The 17047-nt window shown below is 66.4% G+C and carries 12 protein-coding genes; 7 read left to right on the top strand and 5 right to left on the bottom strand.

The genetic code is table 11. The features are described 5' to 3' along the window. Positions 1-43: 43 nt before the first annotated feature. A complete protein-coding gene (locus EFK10_RS41980; RefSeq protein ID WP_127360899.1) occupies positions 44-1195 on the bottom strand; it encodes a C40 family peptidase in 1152 nt (383 codons plus the stop codon). A 578-nt stretch (positions 1196-1773) separates the two neighbouring features. Between EFK10_RS41980 and EFK10_RS41975 the strand changes: the two genes are divergently transcribed. Further along, entirely contained in the window at positions 1774-2520 is a 747-nt protein-coding gene (locus EFK10_RS41975; RefSeq protein ID WP_127360898.1) for a DNA-methyltransferase, read from the top strand. A 218-nt stretch (positions 2521-2738) separates the two neighbouring features. On the opposite strand, the gene EFK10_RS41970 is transcribed toward EFK10_RS41975, so the two are convergent. Next, on the bottom strand, positions 2739-2927 hold the full coding sequence (locus EFK10_RS41970; RefSeq protein ID WP_127360897.1) for a division/cell wall cluster transcriptional repressor MraZ: 189 nt from the start codon (positions 2925-2927) through the stop codon (positions 2739-2741). A gap of 633 nt (positions 2928-3560) precedes the next feature. On the opposite strand from EFK10_RS41970, the gene EFK10_RS41965 reads away from it, so the two are divergent. The 6 genes from EFK10_RS41965 (at position 3561) to EFK10_RS41940 (ending at position 11964) form a co-directional block, all read left to right on the top strand. Beyond that, positions 3561-4016, top strand: coding sequence for a very short patch repair endonuclease (locus tag EFK10_RS41965; protein WP_127360896.1), 456 nt, complete (start codon positions 3561-3563; stop codon positions 4014-4016). A gap of 123 nt (positions 4017-4139) precedes the next feature. Then, on the top strand, positions 4140-5669 hold the full coding sequence (locus EFK10_RS41960; RefSeq protein WP_127360895.1) for an ATP-binding protein: 1530 nt from the start codon (positions 4140-4142) through the stop codon (positions 5667-5669). Further along, the gene (locus EFK10_RS41955) at positions 5662-6657 is read left to right on the top strand and encodes a PD-(D/E)XK motif protein (protein ID WP_127360894.1); all 996 of its coding nucleotides are present in this window, start codon (positions 5662-5664) and stop codon (positions 6655-6657) included. The genes EFK10_RS41960 and EFK10_RS41955 overlap by 8 nt, the downstream gene beginning before the upstream one ends. A gap of 31 nt (positions 6658-6688) precedes the next feature. Then, complete coding sequence (locus EFK10_RS41950) at positions 6689-9631, top strand: Z1 domain-containing protein (RefSeq protein ID WP_127360893.1); 2943 nt, start codon at positions 6689-6691, stop codon at positions 9629-9631. A gap of 44 nt (positions 9632-9675) precedes the next feature. Next, positions 9676-10659, top strand: coding sequence for a DNA cytosine methyltransferase (locus EFK10_RS41945; protein WP_127360892.1), 984 nt, complete (start codon positions 9676-9678; stop codon positions 10657-10659). An 81-nt stretch (positions 10660-10740) separates the two neighbouring features. Further along, complete coding sequence (locus EFK10_RS41940) at positions 10741-11964, top strand: DNA cytosine methyltransferase (protein ID WP_127360891.1); 1224 nt, start codon at positions 10741-10743, stop codon at positions 11962-11964. Positions 11965-12046: 82 nt separating this feature from the next. Here the strand turns inward: EFK10_RS41940 and EFK10_RS41935 are convergent, their stop codons facing one another. From EFK10_RS41935 to EFK10_RS41925, 3 genes are read right to left on the bottom strand one after another with little or no spacing between them, the layout of a single operon-like run. Further along, the gene (locus EFK10_RS41935) at positions 12047-12988 is read right to left on the bottom strand and encodes a DUF6339 family protein (protein WP_127360890.1); all 942 of its coding nucleotides are present in this window, start codon (positions 12986-12988) and stop codon (positions 12047-12049) included. Then, the gene (locus EFK10_RS41930; RefSeq protein ID WP_127360889.1) at positions 12985-13962 is read right to left on the bottom strand and encodes a hypothetical protein; all 978 of its coding nucleotides are present in this window, start codon (positions 13960-13962) and stop codon (positions 12985-12987) included. The genes EFK10_RS41935 and EFK10_RS41930 overlap by 4 nt, the downstream gene beginning before the upstream one ends. Further along, entirely contained in the window at positions 13959-16043 is a 2085-nt protein-coding gene (locus EFK10_RS41925) for a helix-turn-helix domain-containing protein (protein ID WP_127360888.1), read from the bottom strand. The genes EFK10_RS41930 and EFK10_RS41925 overlap by 4 nt, the downstream gene beginning before the upstream one ends. Positions 16044-17047: the final 1004 nt, after the last annotated feature.

Below are 17047 nucleotides of genomic sequence, written 5' to 3'. Positions count from 1 at the left end.
GCGAAGCGGCGGTGCAAAGGAAGGGGGGAGGGAGAAGCGCCGGTCAGAGGATGCGGCGGGCCGCGACGATCTGCGATTTCCAGGACGCGAGCGTGTCGATCGAGACCACGGCCCCGGTGTGCGGCGCGTTGATGATCAGTCCGGAGCCCATGTACATCCCGACATGACCGGGTGCGGTGGCGGTGCCGTCGGACCCCGCGGTGAAGACCAGGTCACCGGGCTGGAGGGCGTCAACCGAGACCGGCCGGCCCTCCTTGACCTGCGTGTAGGTCGTCCGGGTCAGGGTGACCCCGGCCGCCTTGTACGACTGCTGCATCAGCGAGGAGCAGTCGCAGCGGCCCATCGGGTCCGCCCCGTGGGAGTAGGTACAGCTGCCACCCCACTGGTACGGGGTGTCGAGCTGGCCCATCGCCCAGCGGATCGCGGTCTGCGCCTGCGGTGGGGCGTCGGTCGGGATTGTGTACCCGGCCGGAACGGCACCGGGCGGGATCGTTCCGAAGTCGGACCCGTCACCGCCGGTCGAGCAGCCGCCCGCAGTACCTGGTGTGGGACTACCGCCGCCGGAACCGGAGGGGGAGGGGCTGGGTGACGGATCGCCGGTCTTCGTCAAGAGCGGTTCGATGGCCTTCTGCAAGGCCGTCGCCAGGGGTTCCCACTTCGCGTAAGCCTCGGGGAAGCCGGATTTCTGCACCGCCTGGGCGGCCTGGGTGACGGACAGGGACTGCCAGCCCGAGACCTTCTCCAGCGCCTCGTAGAACTTCGTCGAGGCGTAGACCGGGTCGAGGATCTCGTTCGCGGTGCCCCAGCCCTGCGACGGACGCTGTTGGAACAGGCCCAGCGAGTCGCGGTCGCCGTAGGTCAGGTTCCGCAGGCCGCTCTCCTGGAGGGCTGTTGCCAGGGCCACGATCTGGCCCCGGGCCGGGATGTCCATCGCGATGCCGGTGGCCTGGATGGTCTTGGCGTTGGGCACCTGCTCGGCGGGGTCGTCCAGGCCCGGCATGGAGACCGTCTCCTTGCCGCCGCCGTCCAGGATCGCCTTCACCTGGGCGGCAACGGCTGCGGAATCCACACCCTGTGTACCGCCGGTCGAGCACGCGGCCGAGGCACTGCCGGCCGCGATGCCGAGGATCGGAACGGCCAGCAGCAGCGGCCCGGTGGCGAAGAGTACGACGACGGCGCCGGTGGTCTTCTTCATCGCCGCCGCCGTTCTCCGGGGCGGACGGCCCGGCCGGGCAACGGGGTTGGGTCAGGGCGTGGGCGTATCAGGGCGTGCTGCATCGCAGTGGCTCCTCGCGGTTCGTAGGGGGCGCGGTGCCGACTTCTCGTGCAAAGCCGTCGGCACCGCGCCGATGTGAATCCGCCTCTCAGGGCGGGCCCGTGTCAGTGGAGTTGGTAGCTCCCGGACGCCGGTCTCAGGTCGTGCGCGGCAGCCGGCCGCGTTCGTAATCTCAGGCGGTGCACGGGTCTCCTCACGGCTTCGAGAATGGGCGGTCAACGTGCCTTCCGGGCCACGTTTTTGGACGCGGCAACACCGATCAGCACAGGTCAGCAGGGGTGGATCCGCGCTCCGCCTCGGTGACATGGCGAGACAGTAGACCGGGATTGCGGCCGCACCAAACGACCGCCGGACCCCGGCCCAGAGCAGGGCACAGGTTCGTTAGGCGAGGCCGGAAAACGCGGCTAACCTCCGGCGCAGCCCCGCTCTGGACGAACGCTGTTGGGCGCTGTCCGGAGCGGGCCCAGTCACGTCGTGCCCTGAAAGAGGCCCCGAACATGAGCTACACGCTGCACCGAGGCGACGCCCTCACCGTGCTGAAGACCCTCCCCGACGAAAGCGTCAACGCCGTCATCACCGACCCCCCGTACAACTCCGGCGGACGCACCAGCTCGGACCGCACCTGCCGCACCGCCCGCGCCAAGTACGTCACCAGTGGATCCGCGCACGACCTGCAGAACTTCCCCGGCGAGAACCGCGACCAGCGAAGCTACCGAAGCTGGCTGACCGCCCTGCTCACCGAGGCGTACCGGGCCTCCACCGAGCACTCCGTCGCCATGGTCTTCTCCGACTGGCGACAGGAGCCGACCACTTCTGACGCCCTGCAGATGGCGGGATGGACCTGGAGCGGCACGATCCCCTGGATCAAACCCGCCAGCCGGCCCCGCAAGGGCGGCTTCAAGCAGTCGGCCGAGTTCATCACCTGGGGCGTCAAGGGCAGCCTGGCAAAGGACCGCGACCTGTACCTGCCCGGCCACTTCATCGCCTCCCAGCCACGCAAGGACCGCGTCCACATCACCCAGAAGCCGGTCGAGATCATGCAGCAGCTCGTGCAGATCTGCCCCGAAGGCGGCACCGTCCTCGACCCCTTCACCGGCAGCGGCTCCACGGGCGTCGCCGCCCTGCGCGAGGGCCGGCAGTTCGTCGGAGTCGAGCTGTCCGCGCACTATGCCGGCGTCGCCGAACGAAGGCTCCGAGCGGAGCTGACCCAGGACGACTTCGTCCTGGTCGGACCGGAAGAGTGACCATGAGAACGTCGCCGCCAGAGTCGGCGGACCGCATACGACAAGGGGCGGCTGGTGCATCGAGACACCGATGCACCAGCCGCCCCTTCCTGGAACAGAGCCGGTTCAGGTTTGCGTGCTCCGGCTTCCTCCGAGATGCAGACAGCGTCCACCCGCTCGACGATCCCCGTCGCGCTTTGGCTCGCTGGATGTCCGCCAAGCCGGCTGCGGCTGCTGCGCTACAGGGTTCCGCGTTCGAGCAGGTCGCGCAGGGCGTCCTCTTCCCGGCGAAGTACCAGTCGACCGTCCCCGTTGCTGTAGGCGAGGACGCGGCTTCCGGGATCGAGGCCTGCCTCGGCGAGCAGCCCGAGCGGGAGGGCGATGCGCCCGTCCGCGTCGATGGTCAGTTCGGCTGGTGTGCGCGTCACGCGTGCAGTGTGCCACGTCGTGGCAGCACCACGACCATCGCGGCCCCAGCTGCTGGGAGGTTCCGGTCGCTGACCTGCGTGCCGTCGTGGCGCTCGCGAATGCAGAACGGCCGCGCGTGGCATGGGCCCGCCCTCGGCGGCAGAATCCTCCCGCAGCGAGACGCCACCTCCCGGTATGGCCGGAAGGCCCCAGCAAAGCGACCCCGTAACTGACAGTCTCGTTGTCGGACGTATCCGCAACCGCTGCCTGGCAGGCCGCCGCCCGGGGAATCCAGTCACAGCAACGCCTGCGCCGGATCACCTTCGTCCCGGACGACGGTCTCCGGATCGTGCCCCCTTCGCGCCGCAGCCAGCCTGCCTGCCGACAGGGCCGTCGCCCACGGTGCCTGGGGCAGGTCCGCCACACACCGCACCGACTGCGGCGTCGCGCCCCGAGATCCTTCAAAAACGACGTCCTCCGGATGGGCACCCCACCCCAATTTCCCGGGCCCCGGGTGGGGCCGACAGACCTCGGGATGACTGGCTACGAGCCGACACCAGGTTGCGGCCCGTTCGACGCCTGCGTGCGGGCCGGCTGCCGCTCTCAACTCCCATTCTCTGTTCAGACAGCAGCACGATTTCGGCGGGGGGAGAATGAGCGCTATGGCCCTTGTACCGTCCTCGCCCGCGGTCTCCGCGCGGATGAGTCGCCAGACATCCCGCGACACGGGCCAGGAATTGGCTGTGCGCAAGCTCCTGCATGCCCGTGGCCTGCGCTATCGCGTCAACGTGCCCGTCCCTGGGCTGCCGCGTCGTACGGTCGACATCGTCTTCGGCGGCCCGAAGGTCGCGGTGTTCCTTGACGGATGCTTCTGGCACGGCTGTCCCGAGCACGCCACGCACCCGAAGGCCAACGCAGAGTGGTGGCGTACGAAGCTGGAACGGAACGTGGCAAGGGATCGCGAGACAACCGAGCACATGACCGCCACAGGCTGGACAGTGCTGCGGTTCTGGGAGCACGAGGCACCCGGTGCCGTGGCGGAGCGGGTGGCCGAGGCGGTGGTCGCCGCCCGCTCGGCAAGGCAGGCTCGTCCGCCGGTGCGTCGTTGACCAGCCGGCATGCGGGACAGGGGGTCTCGTTGTCGGTAGGCACCGCTACCTTCATGGTGGAAGCATCGATCAGCGATCAGCCGGGGCCCGCCCCGGACTCGTCCGGATGGGGCAAGGCAGGCCATGACCGACTGGCAGTTCGTTGTACCCACAAACGGCAGCAAGGTGCTGCCGCCGGATGCCCGTTCCTGGGAGGCGCTGAGCAGCCAGGGGTACGACTTCGAGGTCGCGGTCGCCGATCTGGTCGACAACTCGATCGACGCGGGTGCCAAGGACGTGGTTATCCATTTTCTGAGGGACGGCGAGCAGTTGGTCAGCCTCCTGGTTGTGGACGATGGGTACGGCATGGACGAGGACGACCTGGATGTCGCCATGACGGTCGGAGGTCGGCAGAAGTACACCGCGCGGGCGCTGGGGATGTTCGGTACCGGCCTGAAGTCTGCGTCGCTCTCGCAGGCGGACAGCGTGACGGTGATCAGCAAGACGCGGCGCACGCGAGCGGCGGGGCGGCGCTGGGTGATGGCACACGCGAAGAGCGACCACCGCTGCGACATCGTGGACGCGGAGTACGCCCAGAACCTGCTCGACCGTTACTACGACCGGCCCATCACCTGGCAGGGCACCGTCGTGCGCTGGGACGGCGTGAAAGACTTCCCCAAGCATGGCGGCGGGGGCCAGACCGACCGATATCTCCACCGGATCATCGTGAAGCTGGGACTCCACCTGGGCCTGTATCTGCACCGTTTCCTGGCCCGAGAGGACTTCAACATCACCATTGCGGTGGAGGACGTGCGCACCGGGACGGTCTACCTGGATTTCGGGGTCCAGCCGGTGGACCCGTTCGGCTACCCGGTCAGCGGCGACCCGACTTTTCCGAGGCGTTTCGTCGCACCCGTCGCCGGCGTTGGGGACGTTGTGCTGGACGCCCACATCTGGACGCCCAAGTCCAACCTGGACGAGTACAAGGCACTGGGCTCGGTCATCGACCGACAGGGCTTCTACTTCTATCGAAACGATCGGCTCGTACAGGCGGGGGGCTGGAACAAGTATCGCCAGGCCGAGCAGCACCTCTCCCTGGCCCGGATCGCCGTGGACCTTCCGAGCGAAGTCGGCGATGCCTTCCGACTGACGGTAAAGAAGTCCGGCGTGGAGACCTCGCCGGCGTTCGCATCCGCTCTGGAAAACGCTGTCGATGATCAAGGTCGACCGTTCGCGGACTTCTTGATCGCAGCCCAGAACACCTACCGCGAGGCCCGTAAGCGAACCGGACTCACGCGCGACCCAGTGATCGGCCCGGGCGAGGGCGTAGCCCCCGAGGTGCGACAGACGATCGAAGAAGAACTACCCGTCCTGGAATACGAGGAACGCATCGCGATCCGATGGCAGAGGCTGGACCACGCACTGTTCTTCGACGTCGACCGCGACACCCGCACCATCTGGTTGAACCAGTACTACCGTCCTGCCGTCGTTGCCGGCCGACATGGCGGACTCAACGACGCTCCGCTCGTCAAGTCCCTGCTGTACCTGATGCTGCGCCAGGTCTTCGAGAAGTCGTACAGCGGCCCTCGAGAGAAGGACACCCTTCAACTGTGGCAGAGCGTGCTGGTTGCTGCCGCACGCTCCGGGCTGGACGGGGCGGCAGATCATGACTGAGGGAGCAGAAGCCCAAAAAACCCACCTGGCCTGGTCGGACGTCGAGTACTACCTCCACTCGGGGCAGGACGCAACGATTCCGCTCGGCAGCGTGGGCCAGCTGCGGATCGACTACGTCGTGGCGCACGAGGACATCGCCCTGCACGTCGAGACAGGACCGCATCAGCGCACACTACGGACCACCATTCCGGCGATCGGCATCGACCAGATCCACGAGGGTGGTCGCCGCATGACGCGGCTGCGGACCACCGAGCCAGCCCTACTACGTGACTTCCACGACCTGCTGTGCGCGATCACCGAACGTATGGTGGTTAACCACCGATCCTTGGAGCAGGCCTTCATGGAGACGGTGAGGGCCTGGAGCGCCTTGCTCGACGGCCCCCGGAGCCTGCAGTTGGAAATACGTCTCGGCTTGATCGGCGAGTTGGCTGTCCTGCGGTCCGTAGCCGCGCAGCCCGACTACGACTGGTCCACCGCGTTGGAAGCCTGGGTCGGCCCGGAGGGTGAGGAACACGACTTTGCGCTCCCTCTGTTCGACCTGGAGGTCAAAACGACGGCCTCCGAGCAACGCCGGCACACCATCCACGGCACCGGGCAGCTCAGTCCCACAACAGGCCGCCCGCTCTGGTTGGTGTCTCTCCAGCTCACCCGGGGAGGGTCAGCCGGGCGCACTCTCTCCCAGTGCGTCGCAGCGGTTCGCGAGCAACTTGCCGAGCATGCGCCTGCGCACGTTGCCCGATTTTTGGCGCGAGTGGCCCGGGCCGGGTGGCGCGCTGAACTTCCGGACGACGAACGCTGGTCGCTGCGGTCGGAGCCACTCGTTCTGGCTGTTGACGGGTCGCTGCCGCGCCTGGACGAGACCATGCTGTCCGCTCTCCCGGGCGAGCTCCGTGCCCGCCTGGCCGACGTCCGCTATCGCATCGACGTCACCGGCCTCCCCGCTGCGGACACCGCCCCCATCGCACTGAGCGACATCCAGCTTCCCTGAACCACGACTGCCGCATGCCCAAGGACTGACGATGACCGACGAGAACACACGCCTGACACTCCATACCTCCGCGCTCGCGGGGATGGCCAACTCCGGCCCCAAGGCTCTGCGGCGCGCCCTCGACTTCTACGCCGAGGATCTGGTTGCCGACGTGGACACCTCGGAGGCCGAGTATTGCACCGCGCTACTCGGAGCCCGAGCGGGGGACCGTCTGCTGGAACTGTGGCGTCGGCAGCTCACGCAGTGGGACTACCTGGAGCAGCCTGCCTGGACGGACACCGAGGCCCGCACCGACGAGCGGCGGGCTGCCGTGTTGGATCGGCTGGGGCTGGAGCCGGACACCCGAAAGATTCTGGGCGAGCTCATCCCGGTCGCCAAAGCGGCGGGCCCGGTGGTGATCAGCGATACCTTCACGCCCTGGTACACCCCGCAGTCGCAGTCCGGTCGTTCCTGGTACTGGCCCGCTTACCGCCGCCTACTCGCCAAGAAGGACTGGCCCGAGGACGCCATCGCCGGGCTGGACAGCGCCACGGACCGGGTTGTCGAACGCCTCGCCGACCCCACCTCCGAGACCGCCTACCAGTCCAAGGGGTTGGTGGTCGGCTACGTGCAGTCCGGCAAGACCGCCAACTTCACCGGGGTCATCGCGAAGGCGGTTGACGCCGGCTACCGCCTGGTCATAGTGCTCGGCGGCACCCTCAACCTGTTGCGCGCGCAGACGCAGCGCCGTCTGGACATGGAGCTCGCCGGGAGGGAGAACATCCTGCGTGGAGCACCGGACTACGAGTCCGACTACGCGGACGACCCGGCGTGGGCGCAGGGCAAGTTTCTGACCCACGGCGGCCTGCCCTCCACTCTGGGCGGCATCGACATCGTCCGGATGACCACCCGTGACAACGACTACAAGAGCCTCCTTCAGGGCATTGTCGCCCTCGAATTCGAGAAGCGGGAGCCTGCCCTTCCGCTCCACGACTCTCGCAACCTGCACCGCAGCTCCGCACGGCTGATGGTGGTGAAGAAGAACTCAACCGTCCTCGCCAAGCTGGTCAAGGACCTCAGCAAGATCAAGACCCCATTGGGTGAGATCCCGGTACTGATCATCGATGACGAGTCCGACGAGGCCTCCGTCAACACCAGCAACCCCAACAAACCGGACGCTGAGCGCACCGCTATCAACCGGAAGATCTCCGAACTGCTGCGGATGCTGCCTCGCGCCCAGTACGTCGGCTACACCGCAACCCCCTTCGCCAACGTCTTCATCGACCCCAGCGACACCGAGGACATCTTCCCCAAGGACTTCATCGTCTCCCTGCCACGCCCTGCCGGATACATGGGCGTACAGGACTTCCACGACCTGGACTCCGACGTTCCCGTTGAGGAGCGAACGTTCGCGAATTCGAATGAGAAGGCGCATGTCCGTGACATCGTCCTGGCCGACGAGCGCGACGAGAGCTGCCTGCAGCAGGCCCTGGACATGTATGTGCTCACCGCGGCCATGAAGCTCTACCGGGAGGCCAATGGCCTGGGCGACCGGTACTTCCAGCACCACACCATGCTGATCCACGAATCAGTCCGCACCGCCGACCACCGGGAGCTGCTGAGCTCGGTGACGCGGCTGTGGTACGCGGCGGGCTACAGCGGCCCGTCCGGGCACGCTCGGCTGCGCCAGCTCTTCGAGACCGATCTTGCCCCGGTGTCCCGGGTCCGGGCGGACGGGGCGGCAGTGCCGACCACATTCGAGGAACTTGCCCCGTACATCGGCGCGGCCTGCGTTCGGATCGGCGGCGACGACCGGCCGATCATCGTCGTCAATGGCGACAAGGACATCGAGACCGGCGAGGCCGACTTCGACAAGCGGTCGATCTGGAAGATTCTCATCGGCGGACAGAAGCTCGCCCGCGGCTTCACCGTCGAGGGCCTGACCGTCACCTACTACCGGCGACGGACCAACAACGCATCCACCCTCATGCAGATGGGCCGATGGTTCGGCTTCCGCCCCGGCTACCGCGACCTCATCCGGCTCTACGTCGGACGCGAAGAAGCGATGGGCAAGAAGGACATCGACCTCTACGAGGCTTTCGAGGCCATCTGCCGGGACGAGGAGAGCTTCCGACTACAGCTCGAGCAGTACTCCCAGCCCGTCGACGGCGAAGCCCAGGTCACCCCGAACCGAGTCCCGCCGCTGGTGTCCCAACACCTGCCCTGGCTCAAGCCCACCAGCGCGGACAAAATGTTCAACGCCCGACTGGTGGAGGTCTGCTCGCCCGGCCAGTGGGAGGAGCCGACCGCGTACCCGACGACCGCGCCGGCCCTCCGCCACAACACCGGGCGCTGGACGCCGATCCTGGAGAGGCTCTCCACGACTGCCGAGACCTTTACTCATCGCATCGAGAACGAGGGCAAGGAAACCCACTTCCGATTCCGAGCCTTCACGGGTCTGCTCCCGGGTCAGGAACTGCTGTCCGTCCTGCGCTCGCTCAAGTGGGGCGCCGAGCAGCAGTTCGCTCCCCACCTGGCCTACCTGGAGGAGATCACAGCCTCGGGCCAGGTGCAGGACTGGCTCGTACTCGCTCCGCAGCATGCCACCGGTGCCAAGACGATCGCCCTTGGCGAATCGCGACGAAGCTTCTCCTGGTTCGGTCGCGACCGACGGCGTGGTCCACTCTTCGGTGCGATCAGCGAGCCCAAGCACCGTCCGGCCGCCTACCGCATTGCCGGTGCGCTCCCCTCCAGCGGAGACGCCACGACAGACCGCTATGTCGCCGCCAAGCGCGGAGTGATCAGCGTCTTCCCACTTGTCGAGAGCAGCCACGCCTCCCTCATCGAGCAGTCGGGGACCCTGGACCCCGGCAAGATCGTAACGGCCTTCGCGTTCGTCGCACCCGCCACTGCGCGCGGACGTGACAACAAGATGGTGCGCTTCACGACCATCGATTCCTCACGCGAAGGAGACGCCATCATCACCAACGATTAGCCTGATCCGGGGGGCCCTGGCGCGCAGACCCCCGCTGACCGAGCATGTGGAGGACCAGGGCCTTGGCTACCCCGCGACTGACCTCGCTGGAGATCTGCTCCGGCGCCGGTGCCCAGGCCGTTGGACTGGAACGAGCGGGATTCGACCCGGTCATGCTGATCGACAACGACGAGAACTCGTGCAGAACGGTACGCCTGAACCGCCCGCACTGGGACGTCCGCTGCGTGGACGTAATCGATTTCGATCCCGAGGAACACCGGCAGGTCTACAATGTCGACCTGCTCAGCGGCGGATTGCCCCGGGTCAAGTCCATGGCCACCGTCCAGCGCCCGGACACCGATGCCGAGCGCAAGCTGTTGCGTGCCGCGGTGTGGTTGCTGACATCGGTACGGCCCCGCGCACTGTTGCTGGAAAACGTCCCTGACCTGGTGTCCTCCGATGCATTCGCCGGCGACCGGACCTGGATTGAGGAGCAGCTGGAGCACGAGGGCTACCGGGCGACCTGGGCTGTGCTCAACTCGGCGGACTTCGGTGTACCGCAGTTTCGGAAACAGGGCTTGCTTGTTGCTCTACGCGATCCTCACCTCGATTCGTTCCGATGGCCCGTTCCGACAGGTCTGCCGACACCTACCGTGGGCGAGGTGTTGGGGATGTCGATGGCGGGTCGTGGTTGGCCAGGGGCAGCCGCCTGGCGGCGGCGGGCCTCGAGGCCTGCCCCCGCGCTCGTCGGCGGTTCTGCAAATCGCGGTGGCGCGGACCTGGGGCCCACTGGAAGCAAGAAGGCATGGGCAGCACTCGGCGTGAACGGCAACAGCATCGGCGACGACGTCCCGGGCGCGGACTTCCCCGTCGACGGTATGCCCAAGCTGAACCTTCGCCAGGCGGCGATGATCCAGTCGATCCCCGATGACTGGCTGTTCTACGGGCGCAAGACCTCTGTCTACCGCCAGATCGGGCACGCTTCGCCGCCGCCGGTCGCCGAGGCGGTCGGCCGGGCAATCGTCGCAGCACTGGGGTGTGGTGGGTGAGTCTCGGGCAGCGGGCATCGACGTGACAACGATGGGTGCAAGAGGGACCGGTGGGCCTCGTGATCCATTAAACTCCCACCCATGACCGCCTCTACCTCTGATCCCGCCGCCGGCCGACCCTCGACCGACCCTGTGATCAAGGTGGTTGACCTATTTTCCGGGGCCGGGGGAATTTCTGCGGGATTCCGGGAATACAGGCCGCAAGGTCGCGAGACTTCACCATTCGAGAGCCTGGCGGCTGTTGAATTCGATCCCGCCGCCGCAGCGACGTATTCCGCCAATTTCGGTTCGTCGCATGTGGAGAATGTCGACATCGCCGATTGGGAACCAGGTCCCGATCTCGTGGGCAATGTCGATGTGATCATGGGAGGGCCGCCCTGTCAGGGATTTTCCGGACTGGGTAAAGAAGACCCGGACGACCCTCGCAATTTGCTGTGGCGTGAGTACATGCGCGTGGTCACGACGATTCGGCCCAAGATCTTCGTACTCGAGAACGTCGACCGCTTTTTGAAGTCGCAGCAATTTGCTGATCTCAAAGCCGCGACCGAGACGGGCGACCTGCAGGATTACACACTCGTTCCCAAGGTCCTCAACGCTGCCGACTACGGTGTTCCGCAGGCGCGTCGCCGGGCCATTGTCATCGCGACGCGCAAGGAGCTGGGCGAACCCCTGACGCACCCTGAGCCCACGCACGAGCAGAACAGCAACCCGAGCCAGGAGAGGCTCGATTCAGGGAAGCGACTCGAGCCATGGGTCGGTGTGGGACCGGAGGTGTTCTCGAAGACTCCGATTGACGCTCCCGACAAGGACCTTCCGGAGCGTACCGGCGCACCCCTCGGTGTGAAGCTCCCTGGTCCGTTCAAGACTGCAGACCTCCACATCGGCCGGCGCCCCACCGCCCTGTCGCTCGCGCGCTACGCGGTCATCAAGCCGGGCGGCAACCGACACGACCTCCGCGGCGAGACAGCGGAGATCGACGGCAAAGAGGTCCCGCTGTCGACGTCGAGTTGGGATCGCCACAACAGTGGCTCCGGTGACGTCATGGGCCGGATGCATGAGGATCGACCCTCCGTGACGATTCGCACCGAGTTCTACAAGCCCGAAAAGGGCCGTTACCTGCACCCCAAGGCCGACCGGCCGATCACCCACTACGAAGCCGCCCTGATCCAGGGTTTCCCGGAGGACTTCCTCTGGTACGGCAGCAAGGTCGAGATCGCACGACAGATCGGCAACGCCGTCCCAATCGGCCTCGGCAAGGCACTTGCCGAAGCCATCCACAATTATCTCAGCGGACGCCAGGCTTGAGGGAGCTCCATGCGGAATCGCTTCAACACCTGTGAATCCACAGTGGTTTCCTCCGGTGTGCGTCCACGAGAGACCTTTCGGTTCACACGTAGTCCTTGTGCAGACTGACCCCCTGCGCCGAAGGCTCATCAGCAGGCTGCCATTTCCGAATACGCAGTGGAGCTTCCGCCTGGAATTTATCGAACAGACGGGTCAAGGTCTCCACCGAATCGCGGGGCGCGGTTCCGTCGTCCGGGCCGTCCGGGAGCCTGTCCCACGGGACGGCTGGTGCGGAGTCGGCGCCCTCGATCCAGTCGCGCAGGCCGTCCTGATCCGGCAGTTCGTCAGCGGCGATGACGTCGTACATGAGGGTGCTGCCTGCAGCGTTCACGGCCGAGCACAGGGCATTCACACGGTCGCCGAGGCGGGACGCTCCCGACGCGCTGAGCCCTTCCAGCACGCGCACCATCGCCAGAGCGGTGGGCCGGTGGTCGATGGCGTCGAGGCGCAATGCCGTGTTGAGGACGTCCTGATTTCCACAGGCGATTTCGGCGGGCCGGTAGTTCTCCCCGTTCCGGAACAGTTCGGCGGCCCACCACAGTCGGGCAAACGCCTGGTTGTAGTGCGGGCCGGTGAACCGGACGGGGGACACCGATCCGGGCTCACCGTTCCGCGCCTCCGCTGGGGAACGGTGGCGCCAGATCACGTAGTCCGGGGCTGCGACAAGCGCGAGGAAGTTCCAGATCGCGGGGTCAGCCGCCTCGTTGCGGGACATGCGCAGAGTGGCATGCAGACGGGGCGCGAGCCAGGCGTCGGCACGGGAGCGAGAGTCCGCGAATCGGCGCATCGCTTCCTCGAGGAGCTCACGCAGCGGTGCGCATTCCCAGCGCGCGGACTGGTCCGCGATCGGGGCGCTCGCGCGCAGCAGCGCGACGCGAGGAGGTTGCTCCTGGCCGGTTAGCACGCCGCGGGTCAGGTGCTTGGACGCAGCGGCGCCGGGGAGGTGTGCCAGACGGTCTGGGATGTCGACTCCGGATCCGTTCAACGTGTCGCGCCTTCCTGGGATCGGGTGATGGCACGGACGGCTGTGGTCAGGTTCTTCGGAACCTGGGCTCGACGGGACGCTGCGAAGTGGATCTGGGACTGCAGTTCAGCCCACCCGTAGCCCGCGGCGTGACGGTTGTGCACCTCGATCAGAGCATCGGCGAGGGCGAGCCCGGGGAGGACGTCGGGCAACATTGTCCGCAACACCGACTCGCGCCACCCGCTGGGGATCAGCGGGGCCCCGTCGTCGTCCAGTTCGAGGTCGGCGACAGCCGAGTGGAACATCGCTGTCCACGCCTCGCCGGCGATCTGAGCGGCCACCAGGCCGGAAGCAGCCTTTTCCAATGGATTGCCGGACCCCTTGAGTAGCTGGGTGATCCCCTCGAAAGAACTGTTGAGAAGGATCGTGGGCATCTCACCGGCGGTCTCCACCAGCCATGGTGCGTCCTTGAACGGGCGCAGCCACTCCTGGGGGCCGTCGCGGAAATCGGCTTCCGCGATCTCGATCTCACGTTGCCGGACCGGGGTGCGCGCCAGGAGGTCGATGATCCAGGCCTCGTCAGCCGTGCCGATCGTTCGTCCGGCAACGCCGCCCACAGTGGCGACAGCACTGACGTTCAGCGTGGCGCGATCACGGTGCATGGCCCGCAGCACGGGGACGGAGCCCGACCACGTGCTGGAGAGCCGGTCACGCTGCAGGCGGCGCACGACACGTGTGTTCGTGGATCCCTCTGTGAGGATCGCGACGCATGCAACCTCGGACCACGGGCCGTCGGCCAACTCGAGCTCCGGCAGGGTGACCTCGAGATCGATGGACCCGTCCTCCCAGTTGGGACGCTCGACCTGATGCAGGGCTACCGCCCGCTGTGGCCTGGAGACCACGGAGAGGGAAAGCGGCTTGCCGTCTATACGGACCTGCTTGACTCTGACTTCGATCTCCCCGACCAGCGTTGGGTAAGGGAAGAGAGTGTTCACGCCGAAGCCCCCCGTGCCTTCTGTATGTCGACCGTCACGCCGGCCATGGTCGCGGACACCGGGTGACTGCCGACAGCTGTCACGCCGCCGAACGCCGCGCTGCGAACCTCGGGATCGATCACGACGACCCCGTCGACGATTCGGCAGTTCTCCACGGCCGTGAGCTCGGACCACGAGAGCGTCGGCCGCCCGCCGGAGCGTACGTCGAACTTGGCCACCGGGGTGAGCAGCCACGGATCCTCTCGCGGCGGAATCTTGAGGAACACCCTGAGCGACCAGGCACCCGCGGCGTCTACCTCACCTTCGACGCTGCGCACGACCGGGTGGCCGTCCGCCCGGCGGCCACCGCCCGAAGCCGGGATGTCCAGCCGCAGCAGGGTCCTCAGCACCTCGGGGCCGCGCACGTCCCGAGTGGGGCGGCGTCCGACGATTTCACGCAGAGCGGAGTCCATTGCGGCGCGGAACTCGGTGAGTCGTCTCGATGCGCCGGGGTACGTCGCGGTCAACTCGTCGGTGGTGCCCCAACGGTCGTGCTCGGGAGGCTCGGAGGCGCGGAGGAATGCCTCGGCGGCGTGCACGTCCTCGGTGCCCTCACCGGTTGCGTAGCCCGCGAGAAGCACCGCCTGGAACGGGTCCACACCGATGCCCAGGTCGCGGGGGCGTCGGGTCATCACGGTCATACGGCTTCCTCGCATGCAGACCAGTCGACTGTGTTGCTGGTCCTCGTCGTCGGCCGAAGTGACCAGGAGGACAGCCTGGTGCTCGACGCCCTTGGCCTGCCGGCCGGTGTTGCGAAGCGGCGGAACAACCAGGGGCACCCTCGCGTAAGCAACCTCTTCGGAGGCGGTGAGTTCGGGTACGGTCTCGTGATCGAGGTAGGCCCTGAGTGCACGCACGAGCGCGGAGTGACGCTCTCGTGGATCGACGCGCCGCTCGGGGATCACCAAGGAACCGTTGCGCATCGTGCAGACGGATGCCTCCAGCATCGCGTTGGCGGAGCTTCCGGCGGTCATTGCCGCCCAGAAGTTGTCTGCGAGCGCGGCGCTGAGCTTGTCGTGCATCTCCTGGAGGCTGTCGGCGTCGCCTGCCGCGTCGTGAGCACCCACGATGAGAAAGGATGTGCCGGGAGCGGCACTTTCGCGCTCCAGCCAGAGTTCCGAAGCTGTCTTTTCATCGGCCCACCAGGAGCGGGAGACACCCTCGAAGTCCTTCTCCGTGTCCGCTTCACCCAGCCAGGCCGGACCGGCGTACGGGGAACCGTTCACCTCGCGCCAGGGGAGGTCGAGGCGTCCGACGAGACGACGCGTGGTGCGTCCTTCGTGGCTCTCGGACAGTGTGCTGTTGATCAGTACCAGGCCGAGCCGGCTGGTGGCCCAAAGAGTGGCTTTGCCGAGACCGTAGGATCCACCGGCCCGGTCACTGCTCTTGTGACTGTCGAGTTGGCGACGGACGACTGCGGCGAAGCGGCCGTCCTCGTACTCCGGGCCGGTCAGTCCGGAGGCGTTGTAATCGTCCACGCGAAGGAGGAGCAGCGAGTTGGTCTCCTGCATCTCCCGAAGCCCTTCGGCCAGGACCCGGCCGACTTTTTGGCGTGATTCGGAGGCGGCCTCGTAGTGCGCCTCCAGTTGCTCCCACTTCAGAGCCGAGAGGAAGGAGGAGAGGTGTTCGCCCGACAGCTCGTGGAGCGTAAAGCGCACACGCACTGGCTGAGTCGTGTCGAGGCGCTCGTCCAGACTGTTCTGGGTCGCCTCGCGGGCGAGGACGGCGAGATCCGCATCGAATGCGAAGGCCGCTGCGTTGCCGAACTCGCGGCCTCCGTCTGCGTGCGCCGGGCGGTGATACCACCGGACCGGACGTGCCGTGACCGCGTCGGTGGTCCTGTTGTGCACGGTGGCGATGTCGGTTCCGAGGACCGATGCGATGTCACGCACCATCTCGGCGCGTGGTTGTGCCCTGCCGGTGATCCAGGCCGAAACTGCCGCGCGCGTCAGCCCCAGTCGCTCGGCGAGCTCGGCCTGACTCATGTTCTGTCGGCGTAGCTGTCTGCCGAGCCAGGGCCCGAACTCTTGGCCGTCCTGCATGGGCGCAACTCCTCCAACTGCGGCCTCAACTCGCCTTGGGGAGGCTGAGTATGCCTAGTGCACGCCATGCTAGCAGGGGCAATTGACAAGTTTTCCAGTGTCAAACAACTCTTGACGCAGTGATTACCGGAGGGCGCCAGCACCCCGCCTGGCAGAACGGATGATCTATTGGGGACGCACTGTCAGTGGCGGGGTCTAGGTTGTGAACGTGTGCAGTCGAGGCCTGCGGCTAAGGCGTCTGGATGTGAAGGATCCGGGGAGGCAGGGTGATTGATGTGCAGAGCACCCCGAATCGTGCTGGGTTCCGTATCCGACTTGAGATCTATTTGTTATCCGCAAGAAATGCAAAAGGGTGGCACCGACCGAGTAGCGGGTGTAGTTTCTGGCGCTAGGGGAGAGTCATATTCTTCGGGGAAAACAGGCTTAGTATTTCACTCTGTGTGGGCAGGCGTCTGTCTTCAATCGGACGTGGAACCTGTGCGGGAGCAAGATTTAACGCGGCGTGGATAGTCTGTACGCGGCGTGGTGGGCCCGGCGAGGAAACTGTGTAGCTGGGTCAGGGTTTTTCCATATCGGAGTCGGGTGGGGGCAATTTCTTGATGGACTTCAGGAGTATTAGAATTACCTGGACCCTCAGGCCGTACAACAGTATCGAGGATGCCTAGCGGCGCGTCGAGTTCTTTCTTGGCCCGCTAGGTATTGCCATAGAGCAGATTCGGCGATGGCCTACCTGGCAGGAGTCTGAGGTGGCGAGGGGAGTGTGCCTGCAACCCTTGGCCGCACGAGAGTTCGCCGATGTCGCGATCTCCCGCTCGGGCGGCCCGTAGTCCGCCCCAGCGCGGGCACCCGCAGGAGCACGGGTTCTTGTGAGGTGCGCGCGTGATGATCCGCTTCCTCATCTCTCCAGGTTCGAAAAGTAGTCGAGAGCTTTCCCGCGTTGGTCAGCGGCCGGACTTGTACCGGCTCCGCCGACCCCCACCTCGTCCCACCGACCAATCGCTGAA

Origin of the sequence: Streptomyces soli (genome assembly GCF_003999195.1) — a bacterium.
Classification (GTDB): domain Bacteria; phylum Actinomycetota; class Actinomycetes; order Streptomycetales; family Streptomycetaceae; genus Actinacidiphila; species Actinacidiphila soli.
Note: the sequence above shows the minus strand (reverse complement) of the source record. Positions and strands in the feature narration are given on the sequence as shown.